Annotated in this window: 24 protein-coding genes and 3 tRNA genes; 17 read left to right on the top strand and 10 right to left on the bottom strand. The window is 50.7% G+C overall.

What is annotated here, in order from left to right; all coding sequences use genetic code 11:
* Positions 1-70: 70 nt before the first annotated feature.
* From IYV58_RS02260 to IYV58_RS02250, 3 genes are all read right to left on the bottom strand, one after another.
* Positions 71-146, bottom strand: a tRNA-Gly gene (locus tag IYV58_RS02260).
* A gap of 24 nt (positions 147-170) precedes the next feature.
* A tRNA-Gly gene (locus IYV58_RS02255) sits at positions 171-246 on the bottom strand.
* 85 nt (positions 247-331) lie between these two features.
* Positions 332-407: transfer RNA gene (locus IYV58_RS02250), tRNA-Gly, on the bottom strand.
* A 286-nt stretch (positions 408-693) separates the two neighbouring features.
* On the opposite strand from IYV58_RS02250, the gene IYV58_RS02245 reads away from it, so the two are divergent.
* Positions 694-1,425, top strand: a complete 732-nt coding sequence (locus IYV58_RS02245; RefSeq protein WP_004128062.1) for an arginine ABC transporter substrate-binding protein — start codon at positions 694-696, stop codon at positions 1,423-1,425.
* Positions 1,426-1,466: 41 nt separating this feature from the next.
* On the opposite strand, the gene orn is transcribed toward IYV58_RS02245, so the two are convergent.
* Positions 1,467-2,012, bottom strand: a complete 546-nt coding sequence (gene orn / locus IYV58_RS02240; protein WP_004128059.1) for an oligoribonuclease — start codon at positions 2,010-2,012, stop codon at positions 1,467-1,469.
* 94 nt (positions 2,013-2,106) lie between these two features.
* On the opposite strand from orn, the gene rsgA reads away from it, so the two are divergent.
* The 3 genes from rsgA to mscM all read left to right on the top strand — a co-directional run bounded on the left by rsgA (position 2,107) and on the right by mscM (position 7,575).
* The gene (rsgA, locus tag IYV58_RS02235) at positions 2,107-3,168 is read left to right on the top strand and encodes a small ribosomal subunit biogenesis GTPase RsgA (protein ID WP_004128058.1); all 1,062 of its coding nucleotides are present in this window, start codon (positions 2,107-2,109) and stop codon (positions 3,166-3,168) included.
* A 94-nt stretch (positions 3,169-3,262) separates the two neighbouring features.
* On the top strand, positions 3,263-4,225 hold the full coding sequence (asd, locus tag IYV58_RS02230; protein WP_004128055.1) for an archaetidylserine decarboxylase: 963 nt from the start codon (positions 3,263-3,265) through the stop codon (positions 4,223-4,225).
* Positions 4,226-4,248: 23 nt separating this feature from the next.
* Positions 4,249-7,575 carry a miniconductance mechanosensitive channel MscM gene (gene mscM / locus IYV58_RS02225; RefSeq protein WP_004128051.1) on the top strand — a complete coding sequence of 1,109 codons (3,327 nt, stop codon included), beginning with the start codon at positions 4,249-4,251 and terminating at the stop codon, positions 7,573-7,575.
* 119 nt (positions 7,576-7,694) lie between these two features.
* Here mscM and epmA read toward each other — a convergent pair whose 3' ends face one another.
* Positions 7,695-8,672, bottom strand: coding sequence for an elongation factor P--(R)-beta-lysine ligase (gene epmA / locus IYV58_RS02220; protein WP_004128048.1), 978 nt, complete (start codon positions 8,670-8,672; stop codon positions 7,695-7,697).
* 275 nt (positions 8,673-8,947) lie between these two features.
* On the opposite strand from epmA, the gene frdA reads away from it, so the two are divergent.
* The 5 genes from frdA to blc all read left to right on the top strand — a co-directional run bounded on the left by frdA (position 8,948) and on the right by blc (position 12,912).
* Positions 8,948-10,738 (top strand): fumarate reductase (quinol) flavoprotein subunit, encoded by a 1,791-nt coding sequence (frdA, locus tag IYV58_RS02215; RefSeq protein WP_087829763.1) that lies wholly within the window; start codon positions 8,948-8,950, stop codon positions 10,736-10,738.
* A complete protein-coding gene (locus IYV58_RS02210; protein ID WP_004128039.1) occupies positions 10,731-11,465 on the top strand; it encodes a succinate dehydrogenase/fumarate reductase iron-sulfur subunit in 735 nt (244 codons plus the stop codon). Before frdA ends, IYV58_RS02210 begins: the two co-directional genes overlap by 8 nt.
* A 10-nt stretch (positions 11,466-11,475) precedes the next feature.
* Positions 11,476-11,871: a fumarate reductase subunit FrdC gene (frdC, locus tag IYV58_RS02205; protein ID WP_004128037.1), complete on the top strand. Its 396-nt coding sequence runs from the start codon at positions 11,476-11,478 to the stop codon at positions 11,869-11,871.
* Between the two features lie 10 nt (positions 11,872-11,881).
* On the top strand, positions 11,882-12,241 hold the full coding sequence (frdD, locus tag IYV58_RS02200; RefSeq protein WP_004128035.1) for a fumarate reductase subunit FrdD: 360 nt from the start codon (positions 11,882-11,884) through the stop codon (positions 12,239-12,241).
* Between the two features lie 140 nt (positions 12,242-12,381).
* Positions 12,382-12,912, top strand: a complete 531-nt coding sequence (blc, locus tag IYV58_RS02195) for an outer membrane lipoprotein Blc (RefSeq protein ID WP_049112906.1) — start codon at positions 12,382-12,384, stop codon at positions 12,910-12,912.
* Here the strand turns inward: blc and sugE are convergent.
* The 4 genes from sugE to efp all read right to left on the bottom strand — a co-directional run bounded on the left by sugE (position 12,909) and on the right by efp (position 14,447).
* Complete coding sequence (gene sugE / locus IYV58_RS02190; protein ID WP_004128029.1) at positions 12,909-13,226, bottom strand: quaternary ammonium compound efflux SMR transporter SugE; 318 nt, start codon at positions 13,224-13,226, stop codon at positions 12,909-12,911. The two genes, blc and sugE, sit on opposite strands and share 4 nt — an antisense overlap.
* Positions 13,227-13,366: 140 nt before the next feature.
* The gene (ecnB, locus tag IYV58_RS02185) at positions 13,367-13,513 is read right to left on the bottom strand and encodes a lipoprotein toxin entericidin B (RefSeq protein WP_004097935.1); all 147 of its coding nucleotides are present in this window, start codon (positions 13,511-13,513) and stop codon (positions 13,367-13,369) included.
* 163 nt (positions 13,514-13,676) lie between these two features.
* Complete coding sequence (locus tag IYV58_RS02180; protein ID WP_004128026.1) at positions 13,677-13,808, bottom strand: entericidin A/B family lipoprotein; 132 nt, start codon at positions 13,806-13,808, stop codon at positions 13,677-13,679.
* 72 nt (positions 13,809-13,880) lie between these two features.
* A complete protein-coding gene (efp, locus tag IYV58_RS02175) occupies positions 13,881-14,447 on the bottom strand; it encodes an elongation factor P (protein ID WP_004097931.1) in 567 nt (188 codons plus the stop codon).
* 42 nt (positions 14,448-14,489) lie between these two features.
* Between efp and epmB the strand changes: the two genes are divergently transcribed.
* Positions 14,490-15,518 (top strand): EF-P beta-lysylation protein EpmB, encoded by a 1,029-nt coding sequence (gene epmB / locus IYV58_RS02170; protein WP_087829705.1) that lies wholly within the window; start codon positions 14,490-14,492, stop codon positions 15,516-15,518.
* A 155-nt stretch (positions 15,519-15,673) separates the two neighbouring features.
* On the opposite strand, the gene IYV58_RS02165 is transcribed toward epmB, so the two are convergent.
* Positions 15,674-16,231, bottom strand: a complete 558-nt coding sequence (locus tag IYV58_RS02165) for a winged helix-turn-helix domain-containing protein (RefSeq protein WP_004128019.1) — start codon at positions 16,229-16,231, stop codon at positions 15,674-15,676.
* A gap of 491 nt (positions 16,232-16,722) precedes the next feature.
* On the opposite strand from IYV58_RS02165, the gene IYV58_RS02160 reads away from it, so the two are divergent.
* The 7 genes from IYV58_RS02160 (at position 16,723) to IYV58_RS02130 (ending at position 25,863) form a co-directional block, all read left to right on the top strand.
* Positions 16,723-17,283 carry a fimbrial protein gene (locus tag IYV58_RS02160; RefSeq protein ID WP_004128016.1) on the top strand — a complete coding sequence of 187 codons (561 nt, stop codon included), beginning with the start codon at positions 16,723-16,725 and terminating at the stop codon, positions 17,281-17,283.
* A 53-nt stretch (positions 17,284-17,336) separates the two neighbouring features.
* Positions 17,337-18,029, top strand: a complete 693-nt coding sequence (locus IYV58_RS02155) for a fimbrial biogenesis chaperone (protein ID WP_049112912.1) — start codon at positions 17,337-17,339, stop codon at positions 18,027-18,029.
* A 37-nt stretch (positions 18,030-18,066) separates the two neighbouring features.
* On the top strand, positions 18,067-20,610 hold the full coding sequence (locus IYV58_RS02150; RefSeq protein WP_154302731.1) for a fimbria/pilus outer membrane usher protein: 2,544 nt from the start codon (positions 18,067-18,069) through the stop codon (positions 20,608-20,610).
* A gap of 16 nt (positions 20,611-20,626) precedes the next feature.
* Entirely contained in the window at positions 20,627-21,640 is a 1,014-nt protein-coding gene (locus tag IYV58_RS02145; protein WP_075208564.1) for a fimbrial protein, read from the top strand.
* Between the two features lie 336 nt (positions 21,641-21,976).
* A complete protein-coding gene (locus IYV58_RS02140) occupies positions 21,977-22,342 on the top strand; it encodes a hypothetical protein (protein WP_032742011.1) in 366 nt (121 codons plus the stop codon).
* Positions 22,343-22,460: 118 nt separating this feature from the next.
* On the top strand, positions 22,461-23,747 hold the full coding sequence (locus IYV58_RS02135) for an HlyD family secretion protein (RefSeq protein ID WP_142468494.1): 1,287 nt from the start codon (positions 22,461-22,463) through the stop codon (positions 23,745-23,747).
* Positions 23,740-25,863 carry a peptidase domain-containing ABC transporter gene (locus IYV58_RS02130; RefSeq protein WP_004128007.1) on the top strand — a complete coding sequence of 708 codons (2,124 nt, stop codon included), beginning with the start codon at positions 23,740-23,742 and terminating at the stop codon, positions 25,861-25,863. Before IYV58_RS02135 ends, IYV58_RS02130 begins: the two co-directional genes overlap by 8 nt.
* The last annotated feature ends 9 nt before the right edge of the window (positions 25,864-25,872 follow it).

Below are 25,872 nucleotides of genomic sequence, written 5' to 3'. Positions count from 1 at the left end.
TTCAGGACATCGCGAAAAGCATCCATGACGCGTAGTTGCGCTGTGGATAAACTGAATATGAGAAGAAATTTGGAGCGGGAAACGAGACTCGAACTCGCGACCCCGACCTTGGCAAGGTCGTGCTCTACCAACTGAGCTATTCCCGCTTGGGTGTGGTAACTTTCAAATTTTGGAGCGGGAAACGAGACTCGAACTCGCGACCCCGACCTTGGCAAGGTCGTGCTCTACCAACTGAGCTATTCCCGCTTAATCTTTGTCTTTCAAGTCGCTTCTGCGTTAGCTGCTTTATCGCAACTCGAAATCCTGTGATTAGGATGGTACTTTCAAATTTTGGAGCGGGAAACGAGACTCGAACTCGCGACCCCGACCTTGGCAAGGTCGTGCTCTACCAACTGAGCTATTCCCGCATACTTCTGGCCATATTTCCATGGCGTCGTGATTTGCATTTCTGCTTCGTCACGGGAGGCGCATTATACGAGAATTCGATTTACCTGCAACCCCCCTGAGCGCAATTTTTTTCGTTTTTGGTTTAAGTGACCACTTTATCACCACACACCAGCCTGAATTGTCTAAATAACCAGCAAATGCGGCAAAATCACTTTTTCCGGGCCCGCTAAAGGCGCAAAATCGCTCAAGTTTATAGGCGGATATCGCCCGCTGACGGTCAACAACGATGACAACCAGGGAAATAAAATGAAAAAAGCGCTTACCGTCCTGCTGCTGGCCACGCTTGCCACAGGAACAGCATCGGCAACAACGCTACATTTTGGGACAACGACGGCCAATCCGCCGTATGAAACCGTCAATGGTAAAAATCTGCCCACGGGTTTTGATATCGACCTGGCCAACGCGCTGTGCAAGCAGATGCAGGTCGAGTGCAAATTCACTCCCCAGGGGTTCGATACCCTCATCCCGGCGCTGCGCTTTAAGAAATTCGACGCCGTGATTGCCGGTATCGAAGTGATTCCAATGCGAGAAAAGCAGGTTGCGTTCAGCCATCCCTATCGTCAGGCGCTGTCCGGCGTAGTTGTCACAGCGAAAGACGCCGCCCACACCTTTGCCGATCTGAAGGATAAAAAAATCGGCGTCGTAAAAGGCACCCTTCATCAGCGCTATCTGCGGGACAAACAAAAAGCCGTGCATGCGGTGCCTTACGACAGCGACGAAAGCGCTCTGAGCGCGCTGAAAGAAGGCGTCATTAGCGGCGTGATGGGCGATCAGGAGACGTTAACGAAATGGCTCCAGGATAACCCCGACTACGCCATGATGGACGAACGCGCCACGGATCCCGGCTACTACGGTAAGCAGTACGCCATTGCGGTACGTAAAGACGATCCTGAGCTGCTGAATAACATTAATGCCGCTCTGGAAGTCGTAAAAGCCTCACCGGAGTTTCAGGCCATGGAACAGAAGTGGTTTAAATAGGCAGGGGAATGTCCGGGGCGTTCTTGGCCCCGGCACGGGCGTTAAAGCTTAATAAAGTGTTCGCGATAGTAGGCCAGTTCCGCGACCGATTCGCGAATATCGTCCATCGCCTGGTGCGTACCTTGTTTCTTAAAGCCGTCGAGAATTTCCGGCTTCCAGCGACGAGCCAGCTCTTTCAGCGTACTGACGTCCAGGTAACGGTAATGGAAATATGCTTCCAGCTCCGGCATATATTTAAACAGGAAGCGACGATCCTGGCCGATGCTATTGCCGCAGATTGGCGACTTACCTGCCGGTACCCACTTTTTGAGGAATTCGATAGTCGCCAGTTCGGCTTCACGATCGCCCTGGGTACTCGCCTTCACCCGTTCCACCAGCCCGCTGCCGGTATGGGTACGCACGTTCCACTCGTCCATCAGCGCCAGCTGCTCGTCTGACTGGTGTACCGCAATCGTCGGCCCTTCCGCCAGAATGTTCAGATTCGCGTCGGTCACCAGGGTGGCGATTTCGATGATGCGATCGCGCTCCGGATCCAGCCCCGTCATTTCAAGATCGATCCAAATCAGGTTGTTTTCATCTGCACTCATGTTATTTTCCACCCTTCTTACGTCACTATATTCATCTAAAATAGCGTGTATCATAGAGGTTTTGCCCGTACAGGGCGACCAGGAGCCAGTTCGATTGAGTAAAAATAAACTCTCCAAAGGCCAACAGCGCCGCGTGAAGGCCAACCACCAGCGCCGCCTGAAAACGACTTCGGAGAAGGCCGATTTTGACGACAACTTGTTCGGTGAAAAATCTGAAGGGACAGTCATTAGCCGCTTTGGCATGCATGCCGATGTCGAATCCGCCGACGGTAGCGTCCACCGTTGCAACATACGCCGCACTATCCGTTCGCTGGTCACCGGCGATCGCGTGGTCTGGCGGCCTGGCAAAAGCGAAGCTGACGGCGTCAACGTTAAGGGCATCGTCGAGGCCGTCCATGAACGAACTTCCGTACTGACGCGTCCGGATTTCTATGACGGCGTCAAACCCATCGCCGCCAATATCAATCAGATTGTCATTGTTTCCGCGATTTTGCCTGAGCTTTCTCCGAATATTATCGACCGCTATCTCGTGGCCTGCGAAGCGCTAAACGTCGAGCCGTTGATCGTACTCAACAAGATCGATCTGCTGGATCAGGAGAGCATGGCCTTCGTCAACGAGCAAATGGACATTTATCGCCATATTGGTTACCGCGTACTGATGGTCTCCAGCCGCACGCAGGATGGCCTGAAGCCGCTTGAAGAGGCGCTCACCGATCGTATCAGTATCTTTGCCGGGCAGTCAGGGGTAGGCAAATCCAGCCTGCTGAACGCGCTGCTGGGCCTGCATGATGACCAAATCCTCACCAATGACGTTTCGGACGTCTCAGGACTGGGGCAGCACACCACCACGGCCGCGCGCCTGTACCACTTCCCGCACGGCGGCGATGTGATTGATTCGCCGGGCGTACGCGAGTTTGGTTTGTGGCATCTCGACGCGGAACAAATCACCCACGGCTTTGTCGAATTCCATGATTATTTAGGCCGGTGCAAATACCGCGACTGCAAGCACGACAATGACCCGGGCTGCGCCATTCGCGAAGCGGTTGAGAAGGGTGAAATCGCCGAAAGCCGGTTTGAAAACTACCATCGCATTCTGGAAAGCATGGCGCAGGTACAGGTAAAAACGCGTAAAAGCTTTTCATCAACCGATGACTGACATTTAAGCTGAGCATCGTTAGAATCGTCCCCCTTTTTTCAGGCTCCGCTGCTCCGCGGGGCCAGGAACGACAAATAATGGCCTGGAGGCTACCTTGTTAAACGATCTTAAACTTTCACTGCAATACATTCTGCCTAAACTGTGGCTCACCCGCCTCGCAGGCTGGGGTGCACGCAAACGAGCAGGCTGGCTGACAAAACTGGTCATCGATCTGTTCGTGAAATATTACAAGGTCGATATGAAAGAGGCGCAAAAGCCTGATACCGCCAGCTACCGTACCTTTAACGACTTCTTCGTTCGTCCGCTGCGCGACGACGTGCGTCCGTTAAATACCGACCCGAGCGTGCTGGTGATGCCCGCCGACGGCGTCATCAGCCAACTGGGCGCCATTGAAGACGACAAAATTTTGCAGGCTAAGGGCCATAACTACAGCCTGGAAGCGCTGCTGGCCGGTAACTACCAGATGGCGGACCTGTTCCGTAACGGCAGCTTCGTCACCACCTATCTTTCGCCGCGCGATTACCACCGCGTGCATATGCCATGCAACGGTATTCTGCGCGAAATGATCTACGTGCCGGGGGATCTGTTCTCCGTAAACCACCTGACCGCACAAAACGTGCCGAATCTTTTTGCTCGCAACGAGCGCGTCATCTGCCTGTTCGATACTGAGTTTGGTCCTATGGTGCAAATCCTCGTCGGTGCCACCATCGTCGGCAGCATCGAAACCGTGTGGTCCGGTACCGTCACGCCGCCGCGCGAAGGCATCATTAAGCGCTGGACCTGGCCTGCTGGTGATAGCGAAGGCTCTGTCGCCCTGCTGAAAGGCCAGGAAATGGGCCGCTTTAAACTGGGCTCCACGGTGATCAACCTATTTTCGCCAGGCAAGGTGACGCTGATTGAGCAGTTACACAGCCTGTCGGTCACTAAAATAGGCCAGCCGCTGGCAACCGCGCCTGAAGCCGTAGCGCCGGCCGAGCCCGCGCCGCTGGCAGAAGAAGAAGTCCGCGCGGAACACGCCGCCAGTCCGCTGGTTGACGATAAACAAGACAAAGGTTAATTCCTGAAAGAAAAGGTCACGCCGTGCGCCTGATATACACTTTCCTGCTGGCCTGGTGCCTCAGTTTTGGGGCGTACGCAGCGACAGCCCCGGATGCTAAACAGATAGCTCAGGAACTGGAACAGGCGAAGGCGGCGAAGCCCGCCCAGCCTGAGACCGTCGAAGTCCTGCAATCTGCCCTCAACGCCCTTGAGGAGCGTAATGCTTCCCTTGAGCGCGTCCGTCAGTACCAGGACGTTATCGATAACTTCCCCAAACTGTCGCAAAACCTGCGCGCGCAGCTCAATAATCTGAGCGATGAGCCGCGCCAGGTCTCCACTACTCTCTCCTCCGATGCGCTGAACCAGGAGATTCTCCAGGTCAGCAGCCAGCTGCTGGAAGCCAGCCGTAAAGCTCAGCAGGAGCAGGATCGCGCCCGCGATATCGCCGATTCGCTTAACCAGCTGCCGCAGCAGCAGAGCGATGCCCGCCGCCAACTGAACGAGGTTGAGCGCCGGGTTGGCGCACAAAACAGCAATACGCCGCTGGCGCAGGCGCAGAATCTTGGCCTGCAGGCGGAGTCCGCGCGGCTGAAAGCGCTGGTCGATGAGCTGGATCTGGCCCAGCTCTCCGCCAATAACCGCCAGGAACTTTCGCGGTTGCGCTCCGAGCTGGCGCAGAAAGAGAGCGAACAGCTCGACGCCTGGCTACAAGCGCTGCGTAATCAGCTAAACAACCAACGGCAGCGCGAGGCGGAGAAAGCGCTGGAAAGCACCGAACTACTGGCGGAAAACAGCGAAAACCTGCCGCCGGATATCGTGGCGCAGTTTAAAGTTAACCGCGAGCTGTCGCAGGCGCTCAACCAGCAGGCGCAGCGCATGGATCTGATCGCCTCGCAGCAGCGCCAGGCGACCAATCAAACTCTCCAGGTGCGTCAGGCGCTAAACACCCTGCGCGAGCAGTCTCAGTGGCTGGGTTCTTCCAATCTGCTTGGCGAAGCCCTGCGCGCGCAGGTTGCGCGGCTGCCGGAAATCCCGCGACCGCAGCAGTTGGATACCGAAATGGCTCAGCTGCGCGTGCAGCGCCTGCGCTATGAAGATCAGCTCGGCAAGCAGCCTCAGCTAAGACAAATTCGTCAGGCGGATGGGGAGCCGCTCACCAGCGAGCAGAACCGTATTCTGCAGGCTCAGATGCGTACGCAGACTGAGTTGCTCAACTCCCTGCTACGCGGCGGCGATACGCTTATGCTCGAACTGACCAAGCTGAAAGTCGCCAACGGCCAGCTTGAAGATGCGCTTAAAGAGATCAACGAAGCGACCCACCGCTATCTGTTCTGGACCTCCGACGTCAGCCCAATCGGCTTCTCATGGCCGCTGGAGATCGTTCAGGACCTACGCCGTCTGATCTCGCTCGATACCATGAGCCAGCTCGGCAAAGCCAGCATGATGATGCTGACCAGCAAAGAGACCCTGCTGCCGCTCTTCGTCGCGCTCATTCTGGTGGGGTTCAGTATTAGCTCACGACGCCATTTCACCAGCTTCCTTGAGCGCTCCAGCGCGCGCGTCGGTAAGGTGACGCAGGATCACTTCTGGCTCACGCTGCGCACGGTGTTCTGGTCAATACTGGTGGCCTCGCCGCTGCCGGTACTGTGGATGACGCTGGGCTATGGCCTGCAGGCCGCCTGGCCTTTCCCGCTGGCGGTCGCCATTGGCGACAGCGTTACCGCTACGGTGCCGCTGCTGTGGGTGGTGATGATTTGCGCTACATTCGCCCGCCCAAACGGCCTGTTCATCGCCCACTTCGGCTGGCCGCGTAGCCGCGTCAGCAAAGCGATGCGCTACTACCTGATGAGCATCGGGCTGATCGTGCCGCTGATTATGGCGCTGATTACCTTCGATAACCTCAACGATCGCGAATTCTCCGCCTCGCTGGGCCGCCTCTGCTTTATGCTGATTTGCGGCGCGCTGGCGATGGTGACCCTGAGCCTGAAACGCGCCGGCATCCCGCTGTATCTCGACAAAGAAGGCAGCGGCGACAATATGCTGAACCGGCTGCTGTGGAATATGCTGCTCGGCGCGCCGCTGGTGGCGATGCTGGCGGCGGCGATCGGCTATCTCGCCACGGCGCAGGCGCTGCTCGCCAGGCTCGAAACCTCGGTCGCCATCTGGTTCCTGCTGCTGGTGGTCTATCACATCATTCGCCGCTGGATGTTGATCCAGCGCCGCCGCCTGGCGTTCGATCGCGCCAAGCATCGACGGGCGGAGATCCTCGCCCAGCGCGCGCGTGGTGAAGAAGAGGCTCAGCATACCAGCAGCCCGGAAGGTTCAATGGAAGCCGAGGTCAGCGAGGTCGATCTGGATGCCATCAGTACCCAGTCGTTACGTCTGGTGCGCTCCCTGCTGATGCTGATTGCGCTAGTGTCGGTTATCGTGCTGTGGTCAGAAATCCACTCCGCGTTTGGCTTCCTGGAGAATATCTCGCTGTGGGACGTCACCTCTACGGTGCAGGGCGTTGAGAGCCTGGAGCCGATTACCCTCGGCGCGGTGCTGATTGCCATCCTGGTGTTGATTATTACCACCCAACTGGTGCGCAACCTGCCCGCGCTGCTGGAACTGGCGATCCTCCAGCATCTGGAACTGACGCCGGGCACCGGCTACGCCATCACCACCATCACTAAATATCTGCTGATGCTGATTGGCGGTCTGGTCGGCTTCTCGATGATTGGCATCGAGTGGGCCAAGCTGCAGTGGCTCATTGCCGCCCTCGGCGTCGGTCTCGGTTTTGGTCTGCAGGAGATCTTCGCCAACTTTATCTCCGGCCTGATTATTCTGTTTGAGAAACCAATACGGATTGGCGATACGGTCACTATTCGCGATCTCACCGGCAGCGTGACGCGTATTAATACCCGCGCCACGACCATCAGCGACTGGGACCGTAAAGAGATTATCGTGCCGAACAAGGCGTTCATCACCGAACAGTTCATCAACTGGTCGTTGTCGGATTCCGTGACCCGCGTAGTGTTGACGGTGCCTGCGCCGGTGGATGCCAATACCGAAGAGGTTGCGCAGATCCTGTTAAATGCCGCGCACCGCTGTTCGTTAGTTATCGATACCCCGGCGCCGGAAGCGTTCCTCGTTGACCTGCAGCAGGGGATCCAGATTTTCGAGCTGCGTATCTACGCCGCCGAAATGGGTCACCGTATGCCGCTGCGCCACGAGATGCATCAGCTGATTCTGGCCGGATTCCGCGAGCACGGGATCGATATGCCGTTCCCGCCGTTCCAGATGCGTCTGGAGAGCATTGATGGCAGAAAAAGCAGCAGAGCGCTGACTTCGGCAGGGAAAACCAGCCGCGCCCCCGGCAGTCTGTAAGAACGGCCTTGCCTGAACGCAGGCAAGGCCAGAACGGTCGCACGACCGGACAATCAACCATACCGCCGTACATCGGCGGTCATCTCCGTCAATATCCGGCAGGAAAGCGGAAAGGAAGATCAGGCACGGTCGACGGTAAACGAAATGACCTCACCGATGCTTTCAGCCCCCAGGGCCAGCATCACAACGCGGTCAACGCCCAGCGCTACGCCGGAACAATCCGGCAGCCCGGCTTCCAGAGCGGCCAGCAGATGACGATCGATTGGCTGCTGCGGCAGGCCGCGAGCAGCACGCTTGCGGTTATCCTGCTCAAAACGCTGCTGCTGTTCGCGCGCGTCGGTCAGCTCATGAAAACCGTTCGCCAGCTCAATGCCTTTGTAATAGACCTCGAAGCGCTCCGCCACGCGGTGATCTTCGGTGCTAATTTGCGCCAGCGACGCCTGGCTTGCCGGGAAGTGATAAATAAACGTTGGCCGATCTTTACCGATGTGCGGCTCGACGCCCATGGCGAAGAGTAGCTGAAGCAGCGTATCCCGGTCCTCTTCCGTATCGGCGATATTGCTCAGATCCAGCTTCGCCGCCGCTTCGCGCAGCTGGGTTTTATCCGCCGACAGCGGGTCGATTTCCAGATGACGCTGAAAGGCTTGCTGGTAAGAGAGGCTTTCGGCCGGCTGGCAGTCGAGCACCTGCTGGAGCAGATCGTCGACTTCATTGATCAGGCGGTACATGTCGTAGCATGGACGATACCACTCCAGCATGGTGAATTCCGGATTATGGTGACGCCCCATCTCTTCATTGCGGAAGCTACGGCATAGCTGAAACACCGGGCCGCAGCCGGCCGCCAGCAGGCGTTTCATGTGATACTCCGGGCTGGTCATCAGGTACAGGTTCAGCCCCTGAGAGTGGCCAGGACCAACGAAACGCGTCTCAAACGGGACCATATGAATATCCGTCACCGTCGCCTGACTCATGCAGGGCGTCTCCACCTCCAGCACGCCGCGGTCGGTAAAGAAACGGCGAATTTCCGCCATCACCGCTGCACGTTTTAACAGATTTGGAATGGATGCGCTCGGCTGCCAGGTTGCCGTTTCGCTCATGGTACTTTCTCCGATTTGAAACAAGGGCACGAAGTCTACTCGTAACTGGCAGATGAAACAAATTTTGTGCGAATACGTAAACGCGTTACATACACTTAATTTGTTGATAACCCAAAAACATAAAGCAAGCAGATAAACAACCGCACAGAACGATAAAAAAATCGAACACGTCAATTTTCCCTTATGACCCTACGGCTATACTCCTTACCTATAAAGGAGCAGTGATACGTTTTCGCCAGCCCGGCGGCGAAATAAACAAAAACTGGAGGAATGTCGTGCAAACTTTTCAAGCCGATCTTGCCGTAATAGGCGCAGGCGGAGCAGGTCTTCGCGCCGCAATAGCCGCCGCGCAAGCTAATCCAAATGCTAAAATCGCTCTAATTTCAAAAGTCTATCCTATGCGCAGCCATACTGTTGCTGCTGAAGGGGGTTCCGCTGCCGTCGCGCAGGATCATGATAGCTTCGAGTACCATTTCCACGACACCGTTGCAGGAGGCGACTGGCTGTGCGAACAGGACGTCGTTGACTACTTCGTTCATCACTGCCCGACGGAAATGACCCAGCTCGAACATTGGGGATGCCCGTGGAGTCGCCGCCCGGACGGCAGCGTCAACGTCCGGCGATTCGGCGGTATGAAGATCGAACGAACCTGGTTCGCTGCCGATAAAACCGGCTTTCATATGCTGCACACCCTTTTTCAGACCTCGCTTCAATTCCCGCAAATCCAGCGCTTCGATGAACATTTTGTTCTGGATATTCTGGTGGATGATGGCCAGGCTCGCGGTCTGGTCGCGATGAATATGATGGAAGGTACGCTGGTGCAGATCCGCGCCAACGCGGTCATTCTGGCGACCGGCGGCGCAGGACGCGTGTATCGCTACAATACCAACGGCGGTATCGTCACCGGTGACGGTATGGGTATGGCGCTCAGCCACGGCGTACCGCTGCGCGATATGGAGTTCGTGCAATATCACCCCACCGGTCTGCCGGGTTCCGGCATTCTGATGACGGAAGGCTGCCGCGGCGAAGGCGGTATTCTGGTCAACAAGAACGGCTACCGCTATCTGCAGGATTACGGCATGGGTCCGGAAACCCCGTTGGGCGAACCGAAAAATAAATATATGGAGCTGGGTCCGCGCGATAAAGTCTCCCAGGCTTTCTGGCACGAATGGCGTAAGGGCAACACGATCCCTACCCCGCGGGGCGATGTGGTCTATCTCGATCTGCGCCATTTGGGCGAGAAAAAGCTGCTTGAACGTCTGCCGTTTATCTGCGAACTCTCGAAGGCCTACGTTGGCGTCGATCCGGTGAAAGATCCTATTCCGGTACGTCCGACCGCGCACTATACCATGGGCGGGATCGAAACCGACCAGCAGTGTGAAACCCGCATCAAAGGGCTGTTTGCCGTGGGCGAATGTTCTTCTGTCGGCCTGCATGGCGCCAACCGCCTTGGCTCCAACTCCCTGGCGGAGCTGGTGGTGTTTGGTCGTCTGGCCGGTGAGCAGGCCATGCAGCGCGCAACCGAAGCGGGCGAAGCCAATAGCGCTGCGCTGGACGCCCAGGTCGTCGATATCGAGAACCGCCTGAAAGAACTCGTTAATCAAGAAGGTAACGAGAACTGGGCGAAGATTCGTGACGAAATGGGGCTGTCAATGGAAGAAGGCTGCGGCATCTACCGTACGCCGGAGCTTATGCAGAAAACGGTTGATAAGCTGGCCGAGCTGCAGGAGCGCTTCAAGCGCGTGCGTATCACCGACACCTCGAGCGTGTTCAATACCGACCTGCTGTACACCATCGAACTGGGTCATGGCCTGAACGTCGCCGAATGTATGGCGCACTCCGCCCTCGCGCGTAAAGAGTCCCGCGGCGCGCATCAGCGTCTGGACGAAGGCTGCACCGAGCGTGACGACGTCAACTTCCTCAAGCATACCCTCGCCTTCCGCGATGCCGACGGTAATACCAGCCTGGAGTACAGTGATGTGAAAATCACCACTCTGCCGCCGGCAAAACGCGTGTACGGTGCGGAAGCGGAAGCAGCCGAGAAGAAGGAGACGACGAATGGCTGAGATGAAAAATATGAAAGTCGAAGTGGTGCGCTACAACCCGGAAGTGGACATTGCACCGCACAGCGCTTTCTATGAAGTTCCCTACGATGAGCAAACCTCTCTGCTTGATGCTCTGGGCTATATCAAAGACAACCTCGCGCCGGACCTCAGCTACCGCTGGTCCTGCCGTATGGCGATTTGCGGTTCCTGCGGCATGATGGTGAACAAGGTGCCAAAGCTGGCCTGTAAAACCTTCCTGCGTGAATACACCAAAGGCATTAAAGTCGAGGCGCTGGCTAACTTCCCGATTGAGCGCGATCTGGTGGTCGATATGACTCACTTTATTGAAAGCCTGGAAGCCATTAAGCCGTACATCATTGGCAACCCACGCACGCCCGATCAGGGGCCTAACACGCAGACGCCGGCGCAAATGGCCAAGTACCACCAGTTCTCTGGCTGCATCAACTGCGGCCTGTGCTATGCGGCCTGTCCGCAGTTTGGTCTTAATCCGGAGTTTATCGGTCCGGCGGCGATCACCCTCGCCCATCGCTACAACGAAGACAGCCGCGATCGCGGTAAAAAGGAACGTATGGCGCAGCTTAACGGCCAGAATGGCGTCTGGACATGTACTTTCGTGGGCTACTGCTCCGAAGTCTGCCCGAAACACGTCGACCCGGCGGCCGCGATCCAGCAGGGCAAGGTAGAAAGCTCGAAAGACTTTCTTATCGCCACCCTGAAACCACGCTAAGGAGTGCTGTATGACGACTAAACGCAAACCCTACGTGCGGCCGATGCCGTCCACCTGGTGGAAAAAGCTGCCGTTTTATCGCTTCTATATGCTGCGTGAAGGAACGGCGGTACCCACGGTCTGGTTCAGCATCGTGCTGATTTACGGGCTGTTCGCACTGAAGCATGGCGCGGAGAGCTGGGCGGGCTATGTCGGTTTCCTGCAAAACCCGATTGTCGTGATCCTAAACCTGATCACGCTTGCAGCCGCGCTACTGCATACCAAAACCTGGTTTGAGCTGGCGCCGAAAGCCGCCAATATTATCCTTAAAGGCGAGAAAATGGGACCTGAGCCAATTATTAAAGGGCTTTGGGTCGTCACTGCGGTCGTCACCGTGGTGATCCTGTTTGTCGCACTGTTCTGGTAAGGAGGCTGGAATGATTAATCCCAACCCAAAACGTTCTGATGAGCCGGTATTCTGGGGGCTGTTTGGCGCTGGCGGCATGTGGGGAGCGATTATCGCCCCCGTCATTGTGCTGCTGGTAGGTATTATGCTGCCGCTTGGCCTCGCGCCTGCCGACGCCTTCAGCTATGAACGCGTGCTGGCTTTTGCCCATAGCTTTATTGGCCGTGCATTCATTTTCCTGATGATTGTTCTGCCGCTATGGTGCGGGCTTCACCGTATTCACCATGCAATGCACGATTTAAAAATTCACGTACCCAACGGTAAATGGGTCTTCTACGGCCTTGCGGCGATTCTGACCATCGTCACACTGGTCGGCATATTGTTCATCTAAACGAATAGCCGTACGCGGCTTTTACCTCAGCCGCAATAAGCCCGGTAGCATTCTGTTACCGGGCTCGCTTCTCAAGAAAATTCTGCCACATTTTTCCTGCCTGGCTCTACACTCAGCTTAAAACTGGCAAGGAAAAAATTATGCGTCTGCTACCCGTTCTTGCGGTTGTTGCCGCTTCATTTCTGCTTGTAGCCTGTAGTACTCCGGTGCCGCCTCCTGGCGTAACCGTGGTTAGCCCCTTCGACGCTCAACGCTATCTTGGCACCTGGTATGAGATTGCCCGCTTCGATCACCGTTTTGAAAGCGGCTTAGAAAAGGTCACCGCAACGTATAGCCTGCGCGATGATGGCGGACTGAACGTGGTAAATAAAGGCTACAACCCAGACCGGGGTATGTGGCAAAAAACCGATGGCGTCGCCTACTTTACCGGAGAGCCCACGCGAGCCGCGCTGAAAGTCTCGTTTTTCGGCCCCTTCTATGGCAGCTATAACGTGATGGCGCTGGATAAGGATTATCGCTACGCGCTGGTTTGTGGACCCGATCGCGACTATCTCTGGCTACTGGCGCGCACGCCGAAAATCCCGCCGGAAGTGAAGCAGCAGATGCTGGATATCGCTACCCGGCAAGGATTCGACGTGAGCAAACTGCTATGGGTCAATCAGCAGTATTAATGCGCGCTCATTTTCAGGCCAATGATGCCAATCACAATACACGCCAGGCTGGCAATGCGCATCGGGCTGGCGGATTCACCCAGCAGGATAATACCCGTCACGGCTGCGCCGACCGCGCCTATTCCGGTCCAAACGGCGTAAGCCGTCCCTACGGGCAACGTTTTCATCGCCCATGACAACAGCGCCATGCTGATGACCATAGCGGCAATCGTTATCACGCTTGGCACCAGACGGCTAAAACCGTGGGTATATTTCAGACCGACTGCCCAGACAACTTCCAGCAGACCAGCGATAAACAGAACTAACCAGGACATATGGCTCCTTTAATGGGGCCGTCCCCAGATGTGAAACGCTTACAGGTCGTCCCGTAAGGTAGATGATATTCCGCAGGAATTATACACGACGTGGGTAAGGTGAGGAAGAACGGTACGACCAGCGGCCGTACCGCCATGGTCTATTGCTGAGCTTTGGTCGCGGCGCCCGAAATCGCGCTGCCGCCTTCTGAAATATCCTGACCAACACCGCGCGTGGTGTTACATGCAGTCAGTACAGAGGAAAGAGCCAAAACCGTAAAGAACGCTGCAATCGCTTTTTTTACCATAATGTCATCCTTATTAACCAGTTTTAGTTATCGTGCTCTATAAGCATAGACAAACTGCTCCAGGATGAGGGAAACGCGGCGATTTTTAAGAGAAAAAGAAATTACGCGAGCGAATAGGATTGCGCGTGGGGAGTGTGAATAAGAATTCCCTGATGAAATAAGATTAACTGACAGCGTGAGAAATAGCATGACCCAGGCTCTGGATATCCTCGCCAACGCCACGAGCCGTGTTGCACCCGGTAAGCAGCGACCCGCCCAGAACTAACAGTAACAAAAGTTTCAGCGTAGCGTTCATCTTCCTTGCCTGCAGTTTCGACATTATAGAGGGCGCAGCATTGCGGCTGCGCCAACCATCTCATCGCCCAGATTACTTCACGCGGGATACGTATTCGCCAGAGCGGGTATCCACTTTGATGACTTCGCCAATCTGTACGAACAGAGGAACTTTAACTACTGCGCCAGTGGATAGCGTTGCAGGTTTGCCGCCAGTACCGGCAGTATCGCCCTTCAGGCCAGGATCGGTTTCAACGATTTCCAGCTCAACAAAGTTTGGTGGGGTGACGGAAATTGGCTGACCGTTCCACAGGGTCACGATGCATTCAGCCTGATCCAGCAGCCATTTCGCGTTATCGCCAACGGCTTTAGCGTCAGCAGCCAGCTGTTCGAAAGTAGAGTTATTCATAAAGTGCCAGAACTCACCGTCGTTATACAGGTAAGTCAGGTTCATATCGACAACGTCCGCGCCTTCAGCAGAATCAGTAGACTTAAAAGTTTTCTCAACGCGAGTACCGGTCAGCAGGCGGCGCAGCTTAACGCGTGCAAAAGCCTGGCCTTTGCCGGGTTTAACGAATTCACTGGCTTCAACTGCATAAGGTTCGCCGTCCATCATGATTTTAAGACCGGCACGAAAATCGTTGCTATAGTAAGTCGCCATAAGGCCCTCTGAAATTTTGTTAATTGGTAGCTAAGCCACAAAATGGCGCATATTGTAACCCTAAATACCCCATCCAGAGAAGATTGGTTAACGCAACTTGCCGATGTTGTGACCAGTCCTGATGAACTGCTGCATCTTTTAAATGTAGACGCTGATGCGAATCTATTGGCAGGGCGCGATGCTAAGCGCCTGTTCGCATTGCGTGTTCCACGAGCGTTTATTGCCCGTATGGAACCAGGCAACCCTAATGATCCTCTTCTTCGTCAGGTACTTACCTCTCAGGAAGAGTTTACTAATGTTCCAGGATTCTCTACCGATCCGTTGGAAGAACAGCATAGCGTTGTGCCGGGCCTGCTGCATAAATACAGCAACCGCGCGTTACTGCTGGTTAAAGGCGGCTGTGCGGTAAATTGTCGTTATTGTTTCCGTCGTCACTTCCCCTATGCTGAAAATCAGGGCAATAAACGTAACTGGCAGATGGCCCTCGAGTATATTGCGGCGCATCCCCGACTCGATGAGATCATCTTTTCCGGTGGAGATCCGCTCATGGCGAAGGATCATGAGCTCGACTGGCTCTTGACGCAGCTGGAAGCTATTCCGCACATCAAACGCCTACGTATCCACAGCCGGTTGCCCGTTGTGATTCCTGCGCGTATTACCGATACGCTGGTTGCCCGTATTTCTGCATCATCGCTACAGGTACTGCTGGTAAACCATGTTAACCACGCTAACGAGATTGATGCGGCATTTCGTTCGTCCATGAAAAAGCTGCGTATGGCTGGCGTAACCTTATTGAACCAAAGCGTGCTGCTGCGCGGCGTAAACGATAACGCGCATACGCTTGCCGATTTGAGCAATGCGCTCTTCGACGCTGGCGTCATGCCCTACTATCTCCACGTTCTGGACAAAGTGCAGGGGGCGGCCCATTTTATGGTCAGTGACGAAGAGGCCAGAAGCATCATGCGCGAACTGCTCACCCTGATATCCGGCTATTTAGTACCAAAACTTGCACGGGAAATCGGCGGAGAACCAAGTAAGACTCCCCTGGACTTAGGATTAAAGCAGCGATAACCAATCCGTCTGCCGGGCACTGCCTGGCAGACTACCTACTTGCCATTACTCACTGTGTATAAATACTGACGACTTATAATTTTCGTAGAACGAGTATTCTCCAGAAGAAAGTAAAAGCAAATATAAAAGTAAGCTGTAACTTCATTCATTAATAGTTACAAAAAAAGAGAAAGAATGTTTGCTGCGGTCATCGCCAATAACAGGGGTAAGATCCACCCAGGTAATTTGAATTCTGTTGCTTTATTGCCACTGAAACTTTTTGAGGCGTCATCCTGAATGGCTAAATTATGAATCACATTTTTCTCAACCGGGGGCGAGGATGTGCTCGCGGTGATCTGTAGATTTTCAGGCTGTTTCTCCTCCGTTCGGAAGAATGAGGCTATATGTGAACCAGCCGCAAGAACAAACCCCCTCTGCCTTACAGTAACAATAATATCCTGCGACAACCCTGCTTTTACTAACGATTTTCTTAGCAAGGAAATATTTTGATAGAAAGTATTCTGGGAAACGACAACACCTCTGGTTTTCCATACTATATCCAGAAACTCTTCTCTGGATATAATCTTCCCATTGCTTTCCAGTAAAAGTTGAAGGCAGCGTGCAGTTGGCGCATTCAGGGTCACGCTATCCCCATTTTCCCCAACGGGCTGCAACTCATTCATATTTACATTAAATATAACTTCATTATTAATGATATATTCATTGAATATCATAATTCCAATCCCCCTTCACCATTCCATATGAAATAAAGATGAATTAAATTCAAATTCACCTTTAGCAAACACGGTACATCCCTTTAAGCCTGCCAGATTAGATAATTTTACGGATAAGCTCCCGCTCTTCCCAGAGCAAAGATAATATTATCATGATATTTGAACCAAAGGGAAGACTGATTTACAACTATACGTTCCAGACACGCTCATTATTATCCACGAAATCTCTTTGTGAATTTGCAACCTTCAATAAACGAGGTTTAAATTCAAGCAGAATTCACATGCATTTTGTCTACCCTACACTTAGATTTGTTCCCGCTCCGGTACAGTACGCTTTATGTATACTAGCTATACGCAATAGCGGCAGCAGGAGTAAGAAAACGATAGAGCTCAGGCATAGATACGGGGTGTTAGTTATTACTAATATCATTAATTAACAACCGGGCCGAGTATCTATTCAGGACTTTAGTATCTATAAATGGATTAAATAAATGAAAAAAACAATCGTAGCTGTAATGGTCGCTGCTTCCGCAGTTCTGAGCGCTCAGGCTTTCGCGGCAGGGAACAGTTCTCAACTAACAATTCTGGGCAACGTCACTGATACCGGTGAGTCCTGTAACGTTACTCCTTCAGCGCAGATCCAGGGAGGTTCTTTAACTCTGGATGATGTTAAAGCCTCTACCCTGGAAGGCCAGGCCGTAAACTCGCCGTATATGTCTCTTGCAAAAGATATTGAATACAAAATTGAAGATTGCCAGAAAGGCGCAACCGATTACACTGGTAACCTCAACGTGACCGTAACCGGCGACTATATCAGCGGCCAGGATAACGTGCTGACTAACACCGCTGTAAACCCAGCAACCAACGCAGCAGTAACTGTTGTTAACACCGATGGTTCTCGCGTGAGCTTCACAGGCACAACACCTAAAGTTGTCGCTTATACTGCGGGTACCCCATCTTACCTGCGCTACAAAGCAGCATATGTTAAAACCGCTGCCGGCGTTACCGATGGCGCAGTTAAAGGTGTAGCTACCTTTACCATCACCTACTAATACTCAATAGGGCCTGCCTCAGGCAAGCCCTATTTTTATTCAGGGAATGAATTATGTTGAAGTCATTATTAAAGATAGTGGCAGTTTTTGCGTTTTCAGTAAGTTTTGCCGCCTATAGCGGTGTAGTTGTGGACTCCACACGGCATCTTTATAAAGAGGGGGCGCGTGAAATTAACGCTAACCTGGAAAACAAAGATAATATTCCGTATTTAATAAAGTCATGGGTTGAGCCTCGCGAAGGCAGCCAAATGTCTTTTTTTATGGTAACCCCTCCTCTTTTTCGTCTGGAAGCAAAACAGAAAAATACTGTGCGTATATTTCCTAATGCGAACATAACTAACGCGCCTAAAGATAGGGAAACTGTTTATTATTTCAACGTAATGTCAATCCCACCGACCAGTGACGCAGATACGGATAAAAACAAAATCCAACTGGCTGTGCGTCATAGAATGCGTCTTATCTATCGCCCAAAATCCTTACAGGATCTTTCGATTAACCAAGAAGCAAAGAAATTAGAATGGCGGAGAAGTGGTAATAAAATCACGCTAAAAAACACGACACCATTTTTTATCTATTTTAAGTCAATCAAAATTAATAACACAGAAGTGAGTGGTTCCATTAACAATATCGATGCATTCGCAACCAAAGAATTTACATTACCAGCGGGTGTAAATGGCTCAGAAATAGTATGGAAAGTCGCAACTGACAACGGAGGCATGGGTTCTGCCTACTCGTCATCAATTTAATTTTTTTGTTCTTTTTTGACCGACCAGGGTGAAAAGTATGTCTATTTTAATAAAAAAAAGGGATGGTATTCTTTCTGGTGTGTCCCACCCATTTTTCGTTCTTGTTCCTGCGTTAGCCCTCGGTTTTTGTAACAATGCCCTGGCGCGTGATTTTTTTGATCCTGATTTTATTAAATCAGTGGGTCAAAGCGACCCTTCCTCAATACCGGACTTATCGCTGTACGCAACGAAAGATGCTCAGGCACCGGGTGAGTATCGTATTGATGTAGTTTTAAACAACAATCTGCAGGAAACCACTGATATTCAATTTGTCGAAAAAAAAGATCCGACTACTGGTGCTCTGAAACTAGTTCCCTGCCTGAGTATCGCTAAATTAACCAGCTATGGTTTACGCTCAGAAGCATTCCCTCACTTAAAAGAAGATACTAACGGGTGCGCTGATGTCAGTGGGATACCTAACTTCACGACAGATTTTAACTTCAATACTCAGCAACTGCTGATATCCATACCACAGGCTGCATTATCAACTATTGCTCAAGGGTTTGTCCCGCCTGAAGAATTTGATGATGGAATTAACGCACTGCTGACCAATTACCAATTCAGCTCAGGGAAGGATTATGAGGCGAATAATGAATACTACAACCTCAACCTACAATCTGGCCTAAACATTGGACCATGGCGTCTACGTAATCTCAGCACATGGAATAAATCGGCTGGTATCCAGAGCGATTGGGATTCAGTATATCTTTATGCTCAACGGAGTATTATCCCCCTAAAAAGCACGCTGGTAATGGGGGAAAGCAGTTCACTATCAAGTATTTTTGATAGCGTGCCGTTTACTGGTATTCAGCTTGCTACTGATACTGATATGATTCCAGAAAGCCTGCGCGGCTTCGCCCCTATCGTGCGTGGTATTGCCAGAACTAACGCCCGCGTAGTTATCAAACAGAACGGCTACCAGATCTATCAAGCCTTTGTTGCACCTGGCGCCTTTGAAATTACCGACCTCTACTCAACCGGCGGTAACGGTGATCTGTATGTCACTGTCGAAGAAGCCGATGGCTCCCGACAAAACTTCGTTGTTCCTTACGCCTCTTTGCCGCTGATGCTCAGAGAAGGCCAGATGGAATACGAAATCACCAGCGGTAAATATCGTCCCTATGATGGTGATGTTGACGAAAAACCATTTACCCAAGCGACCATCAGCTACGGCGTATTAAGCAATACGACTTTTTACACCGGCTTGCAGGCTGCATCGAGTTATCAGGCGCTGGCTTTAGGTGTCGGGCAAAATCTGGGTGATATCGGTGCAGTTTCAGCCGACGTCACCGAAGCCTGGTCGAAAAAGAAAGATATGGATAAAACGACGGGTCAGTCCTGGCGTATCCGCTATGGTAAAAATATTCTTGAAACCGGTACGAATATCACCGTCGCAGGCTACCGCTACTCCACCTCTGGGTTCAATACGCTTACTGATGTAATGAACACTTATAATAATCGCTACGGTAGTTATACTTCTCGTTCTTTACGAAACAGAACCAATATCACCGTAAATCAAAGTCTGGGTTCAGGGCTCGGAAGTCTGTCCGTCTCCGGTATATTTGAAGACTACTGGGATAGCAATCGCCGTAACAACTCATTCAATATTGGCTATAATGGTGGGTTCCGTCGCTTTAACTATTATGCAGGCTATAGCTACAGTCGCTATTCCTGGGGCGATAGCGGCTCGAATCGTACCGTCGAAGACGACCACGTCGTTTCATTTAACATCACAGTGCCATTAGGTGACTGGATACCCAATACCTACGCAACCTATAACGTCACTAATAGCAGCCCAGGATCTACCGACCAGTACGTTTCTCTCAGCGGTGTAGCGCTGGAAAATCATAATCTGGACTGGAACGTACAGCAGGGTTATAGCAATCGGGAAGATGCCAGCGGTGGGGTATATAGCAACTATCGTGGTTCAATGGGTTCCATTAACGGTGGTTACAGCTATAGCAAACATAGCCAGCTCATTAACTATGGTATGAGCGGTGGAGTCCTGCTCCACGCTGACGGGATTACTCTGGGTCAGGAAATGTCTGAAACAGCGGTGTTAGTTAAAGCCCCGGGGTTAGATAATGTTCGACTGGAAAATGATGTCAGTATTACAACAGATTATCGTGGTTACGCAATTATCCCATACGTTACACCATACCATCGAACCAGTGTGACTTTAGATAACACCACCCTGAGTGACAATATGGAATTACCGAATACCACGCAGAAAGTGGTGCCCACTCGTGCCGCAATTGTACGGGCAAACTTTGAAGGCAATATTGGCCGTCGCGCTTTCCTGATATTGAAAAGAACGTCGGGTGACTATGTTCCTTATGGTGCGACGGTAACCTTAACCACGGATAAAAATGCTCAGGCCAGCATCGTATCCGACGGTGGCATGGTTTATATGTCCGGGCTGAAAGATAACGGTGAAATTTATGCCCGGTGGGGAACTAAAAGCGGCCAGCAGTGTAAGGCAACTTATAGCTTAGCTGCGACAACCGAAGGCATTGCGCAGGCCACTGCGGTTTGCCGTTAACAGGGATAGTAATACTATGAAAAGTCTTTTTTTTATTATTAGCTTACTCTGCATAAGCTCGCATGCAGTAGCTACCTGCACGTATGGTAAAACTGGTGGCGGTGCAATTAGCGTTAACTTCAGTGGCTCTGTAATCGCTGATTCAACATTACCTAATGGAAGCATATTAGCGTCAGCAAGGCGCGGAGGTGTTGATCCCAAAACATTTTCGTCATGTAGCGCTAGTGACGTTTTTGTTGTTAGAACCGTTCCTACAGTTAGTCCATCTAGCATTTCAAAAATTGGTGGCAAAGTCGTATATGAGACAGGTATCCCTGGTATTGGCTTTCAGATCTCCGATATTACGTTACCATCTGCAAACTATTTTTCACCAGCAAATATAGATCAGCCAGAAGCAGCCAATACTCATTATTTCTCTAACTCATCTGGCCAAGTCATGGTTTGGTTAGTTAAAACAGGCCCCATAACTAAAACGACGGGAATAAAAACCTCTGTTTACTTTATGGCTGGCCCGCCAAATCAGACTAGTACTGGTTCGTCAAATGCAACTGAATTATTCAGAATCATTATTGACTTAACTAACATAAAATTCAAAGAAACCACATGTGAAATTTCCCCCCGAAACGGAAATATAGTAAGACTATCAAACATTGATATTTCAGAGCTGAACTCAGTGTCAGTTGGAAGTGCCGTTGGAAAAGCAAAAAGCATCACACTTGATATTAGCTGCCCAGACTCCGAAGTTAACAAGAAATATATTTACTGGTTTAGCCCTATATCTATAGCATCAACTAGCACCGATGGATTATTACTAAATTCATTATCAGATGGTGCTCAAAATGTAGGCATAATTTTAAAAAAAGGAAGCTCTGCGATAAAATTTAACAATCTGGAAGCCTATCCCTTCACCAGCTCGAAGAGTCAAGATATAACGTTAACGGCTGATTACTATAAAATCGCCCAAAATGTTTCAACAGGAACTACTGGGGAGATCAAAACAGACCTAGAGATTGTCCTTCAGGAAGAATAACCTTAACCTACATGAAGATAAATGTCATACCGTCAAGCCTAAGCCAGGCTGGCGGCATATTGACCATATGAGATATAACTTATTTCGGAGTTTCAATGATAGTTAAGAGAGTAATTATATAAATCCATAAAAATTGATACATGAACAACTAAAAATTCATCATTTAATCATGACAAATGGCATTGAAAAATAAAAAGCGCATACTAAAATCATCGTCGAAATGTCACATAACGCATTAGTGACCTTTCGTAGACTAAATGTAACAAAATATGTTAACCTACTTATTATTAACATATTGTTATCGTAGAATAATCTTAGTATAAAAGGGAATATGTAATGAAACAATTGACTGTATTCGAAATGGAAACTATCTCCGGTGGATATTCTTGGGACTTCTCTTCTATCAGCTCAGCTATCACAAGTGTAGTAAGTAACGGTGCTGAAGCAGTAGCCTCTGCCATAATTTCTGGTGCAGCACATGCGATGATAGGTTCGACTATTGGGGGATCACAGGGTGGTGACGGCGGTGGTCTACTTGGTATTGGTGCTATCGGGCAAGCTGTTGGAATGGTTTGGGGTCTGGCTGTTGGTGCTATTGGTGGTGCAGTTTACGGCGCTATGGGTGGCTGGGAATTTGCCAGCAAGGAAGCTCAAGCAGCTATGAATGGTCTCTATAACGGCACCCTTGCTCCTTGGGCTTAAAATTCAACAATCGAATATATTATAGTATCATGAATAGATAATATTCTTTATATTCATTGAATTAAAGGTCTGGATATCCAGACCTTTTTTACTAGAAGCAGAGTAAAATTGGTAAAATATGCTAAAAAATATCTATCGCAAGGAAGCGATTGAGTACAAAAAAACGCACTGGAAAGGGAAAGCTCTATTGTTGGCAGGAATTCCTGCATGGCTTATAACCTTACTGGCATTCATTTTCCTTATTGCCCTGGTACTTTCGCTTATATATTGCACCTTTACCCAGCGTATTGATGTACGTGGTGAAGTTATTACCCTTCCCCACTCCGTTAACGTTTTCGCTCCCCAGCAGGGTTTTGTTGTTAACCAGCATGTAAAAGTGGGTGATATAGTTAAAAAAGGTCAATCACTCTATGAACTGGATATTTCACGCAATACAGTGAATGGCAATGTCAGCACTGCACAGATTGAAGTCATCAATGAGAAAATCGCTAATGCCCAGGATATCATCAGCAAACTTTCACATAATAAGTCTGAAACGCTAAGCGCCCTGGATAAACAAATAAAAACTACCCGTGACTCCCTGGCAGAAACCAATCGTATGCTGGTAAACACTCAGGCAGGCTTAAAAAAGATGCATAATAACTTAGCCAGCTATGATAAATATCTGAAAGACGGGATGATTACTAAAGATCAGTATAACTATCAGCATTCATTATATTTCCAACAGCAAAGTGCTTACCAGTCTCTGGTGAGCCAAAAGATGCAACTCGAGTCCCAGCTCACACAAACAAATAGTGATAAAGTCACTAAAGCGGCAGATTTTGACAATCAGATATCGAGCCAGCATAACCAAATTAATGACTATAAAAACCAGCTAGTGGAATCAAATGCCAATAGCAATATAATTATTAAAGCCACTACCGACGGAAAAATAGAGTCTTTAGCCGTTACCAAAGGTCAGATGGTGGAAAACGGCAGCAGCCTTGCTCAGATTAAGCCCACCGGCAATGTTGAGTATTATCTCATCCTCTGGTTACCCAATAACACCATCCCCTACGTGAAACCCGGGGACACCATTAATATTCGCTATGATGCTTTTCCTGCCGATAAATTTGGCCAATTTCCAGGTAAGGTTTTTTCTATTTCCTCGGTCCCGGCGTCACGTCAGGAAATGGCAGAATATACCAATGTAAGTAACGGCACTAATCAGCAGGAATTAGCGCTCTATAAAGCAATTATAAAAATAAAGGACAAGACCTTTAGCTACAATGGAAAAACGCTCACGCTCTCTAACGGCCTGAAGGCTCAGGCGGTAGTTTTCCTTGAAGAACGCCCGCTTTACATGTGGATGTTTACTCCTTTCTATAAGATGACGCAAAGCGTGAGTGGCCCGATCGATGAATAAAGAACTATTTAAAACCATTACCGATAAGCTTAATTTTTCATTCCGCCATAAAACGCCGGTTATTTTACAGTCAGAGGCTGCCGAATGCGGCATCGCCTGCCTGGCAATGGTATGCGGCTTTTACGGTCTCAATATCGATCTGTTTAACTTCCGCCATCGCTACGGCAGCCCCTCTCAGGGCGTCACGCTGATGTCATTAAGTAAAACGGCGGAACATGCCGGGCTAAAAAGCCGGGCACTTTCTCTCGACCTCGATGAAATAAAGCAGCTAAAGCTCCCCTGCATTATCCACTGGGGTATGAACCACTACGTTGTACTGACTAAAGCACGTAAAAGTAGCTTTATCGTTCATGACCCGGCGCTGGGAAAAAGAGTTATTGGTATCCAGGAGATGTCGAATAACTTTACCGGCGTTGCCCTGGAGCTATGGCCAGATCAAAACTTCCAGCAGGAGCAGGCAAAGTCTCGCCTGCGCCTGCTGGATCTGATGCGCAACATTGTTGGCCTCAAATCCGTCCTGCTGAAGATCTTTGCCTTTTCGGTTGTCGTTGAAGCCATCGGTTTGTTATTACCTATCGGTACGCAGCTGGTAACCGACCATGTCATCATGGCCCACGACCAGAGCCTGCTTTCTGTCATATGTATTGGCCTGGTGTTTTTTACGCTCTTTCGCACCTTTATCAGTATGCTGAGAGCATGGACCTCATTAACGTTAAACACCTTAACCAACATTCAGTGGAAGACAACGCTGTTCGATCATCTGACGAGCCTACCATTATCCTTTTTTGAGAAGCGCCATTTAGGCGATATTCAGTCTCGCTTCTCATCACTGGATACCATTCGCTCGACGTTTACCAATAGCATTGTTACCGGCATTATCGACTCAATCATGACGATTGGCCTGCTGGTTATGTTAACCCTGTACGGCGGCTGGCTGGTCTGGGTCGTGGTAGGCTTTACGTTATGCTACGCCATCATGCGTTTTGCCACCTACAGCTTCTATCGTCGCGTTGCCGAAGAGCAGGTTATCAAGGGCGCGCGCTCCAGCTCGCACTTCATGGAGTCGCTGTATGGCATTTCAACCATTAAAGCGCTCAACTTAAAAGAGCGTCGTTCGCAGCACTGGTTAAATATCAATATCGATGCCTGTAATGCCGGCATCAAACAGACTCGTTTCGATATGATGTTTGGCGGTATTAATACTTTTATTACCTCTATCGATCAAGTCGCCGTACTCTGGCTGGGTGCTATTATGGTTATTGATAACAATATGACCCTCGGTATGTTTATGGCTTTTAACGCCTATCGCGGGCAATTCTCGCAGCGAGCATCAAGCTTGATCGACCTGGTCATGCAACTGCGCATGCTGTCGTTACATAATGAGCGTCTTTCAGAGATCGTCTTCAGCGAGCCAGAAAAAGAGCTGCCTTCGCGACGCGTTTTTGCTGAAAATACGGGCGTTAAGCTGGAAGTGAAAAATCTCAGCTATCAGTACGATCCGTTCTCACAGCCTATTTTTTCTAATTTAAATATTACCGTTGAACCAGGTGAGTCAATAGCTCTGGTGGGCCCTTCCGGGGTCGGTAAAACCACCCTACTGAAAGTCATGTGCGGCCTGTTAGCCCCCACCAGCGGCGACGTGATAGCGGATAATCTCGATATTCAAAAAATTGGCCTTAACAACTTCCGCCATGGAACGGCCTGCGTTCTTCAGGAGGACCGTCTTTTCTCTGGCTCACTTATCGATAATATCAGCGGTTTTGAAGATAACGCCGATATGGATTTCATCATCGAATGTGCGCGCAGGTGTAATATTCATGACGAAATTATGAAAATGCCTATGGGTTACGAAACCATTGTCGGTGAGCTTGGTTTAGGCATCTCTGGCGGGCAAAAACAGCGAATCTTAATCGCCCGTGCGCTCTACCGCAAACCCAGCATTCTGTTTATGGATGAAGCCACCAGCCATCTCGACCTGAAAAATGAATCGGCCATTAACCAGTCTATCTCTGGTTTAAGCATTACCCGAATCATTGTTGCCCATCGACCATCCACCATTGCCTCAGCCGATCGCATCATTGATATGTCACAGCTCCATATGCAGGCACCAGCGTAACCACCAGGA

The organism is Klebsiella sp. BDA134-6, from assembly GCF_015601345.1.
GTDB classification, from domain to species: Bacteria; Pseudomonadota; Gammaproteobacteria; order Enterobacterales; family Enterobacteriaceae; genus Klebsiella; species Klebsiella grimontii.
The sequence above is the reverse complement of the archived record's forward strand: the minus strand, read 5'-3'. Positions and strand labels throughout refer to the sequence as shown.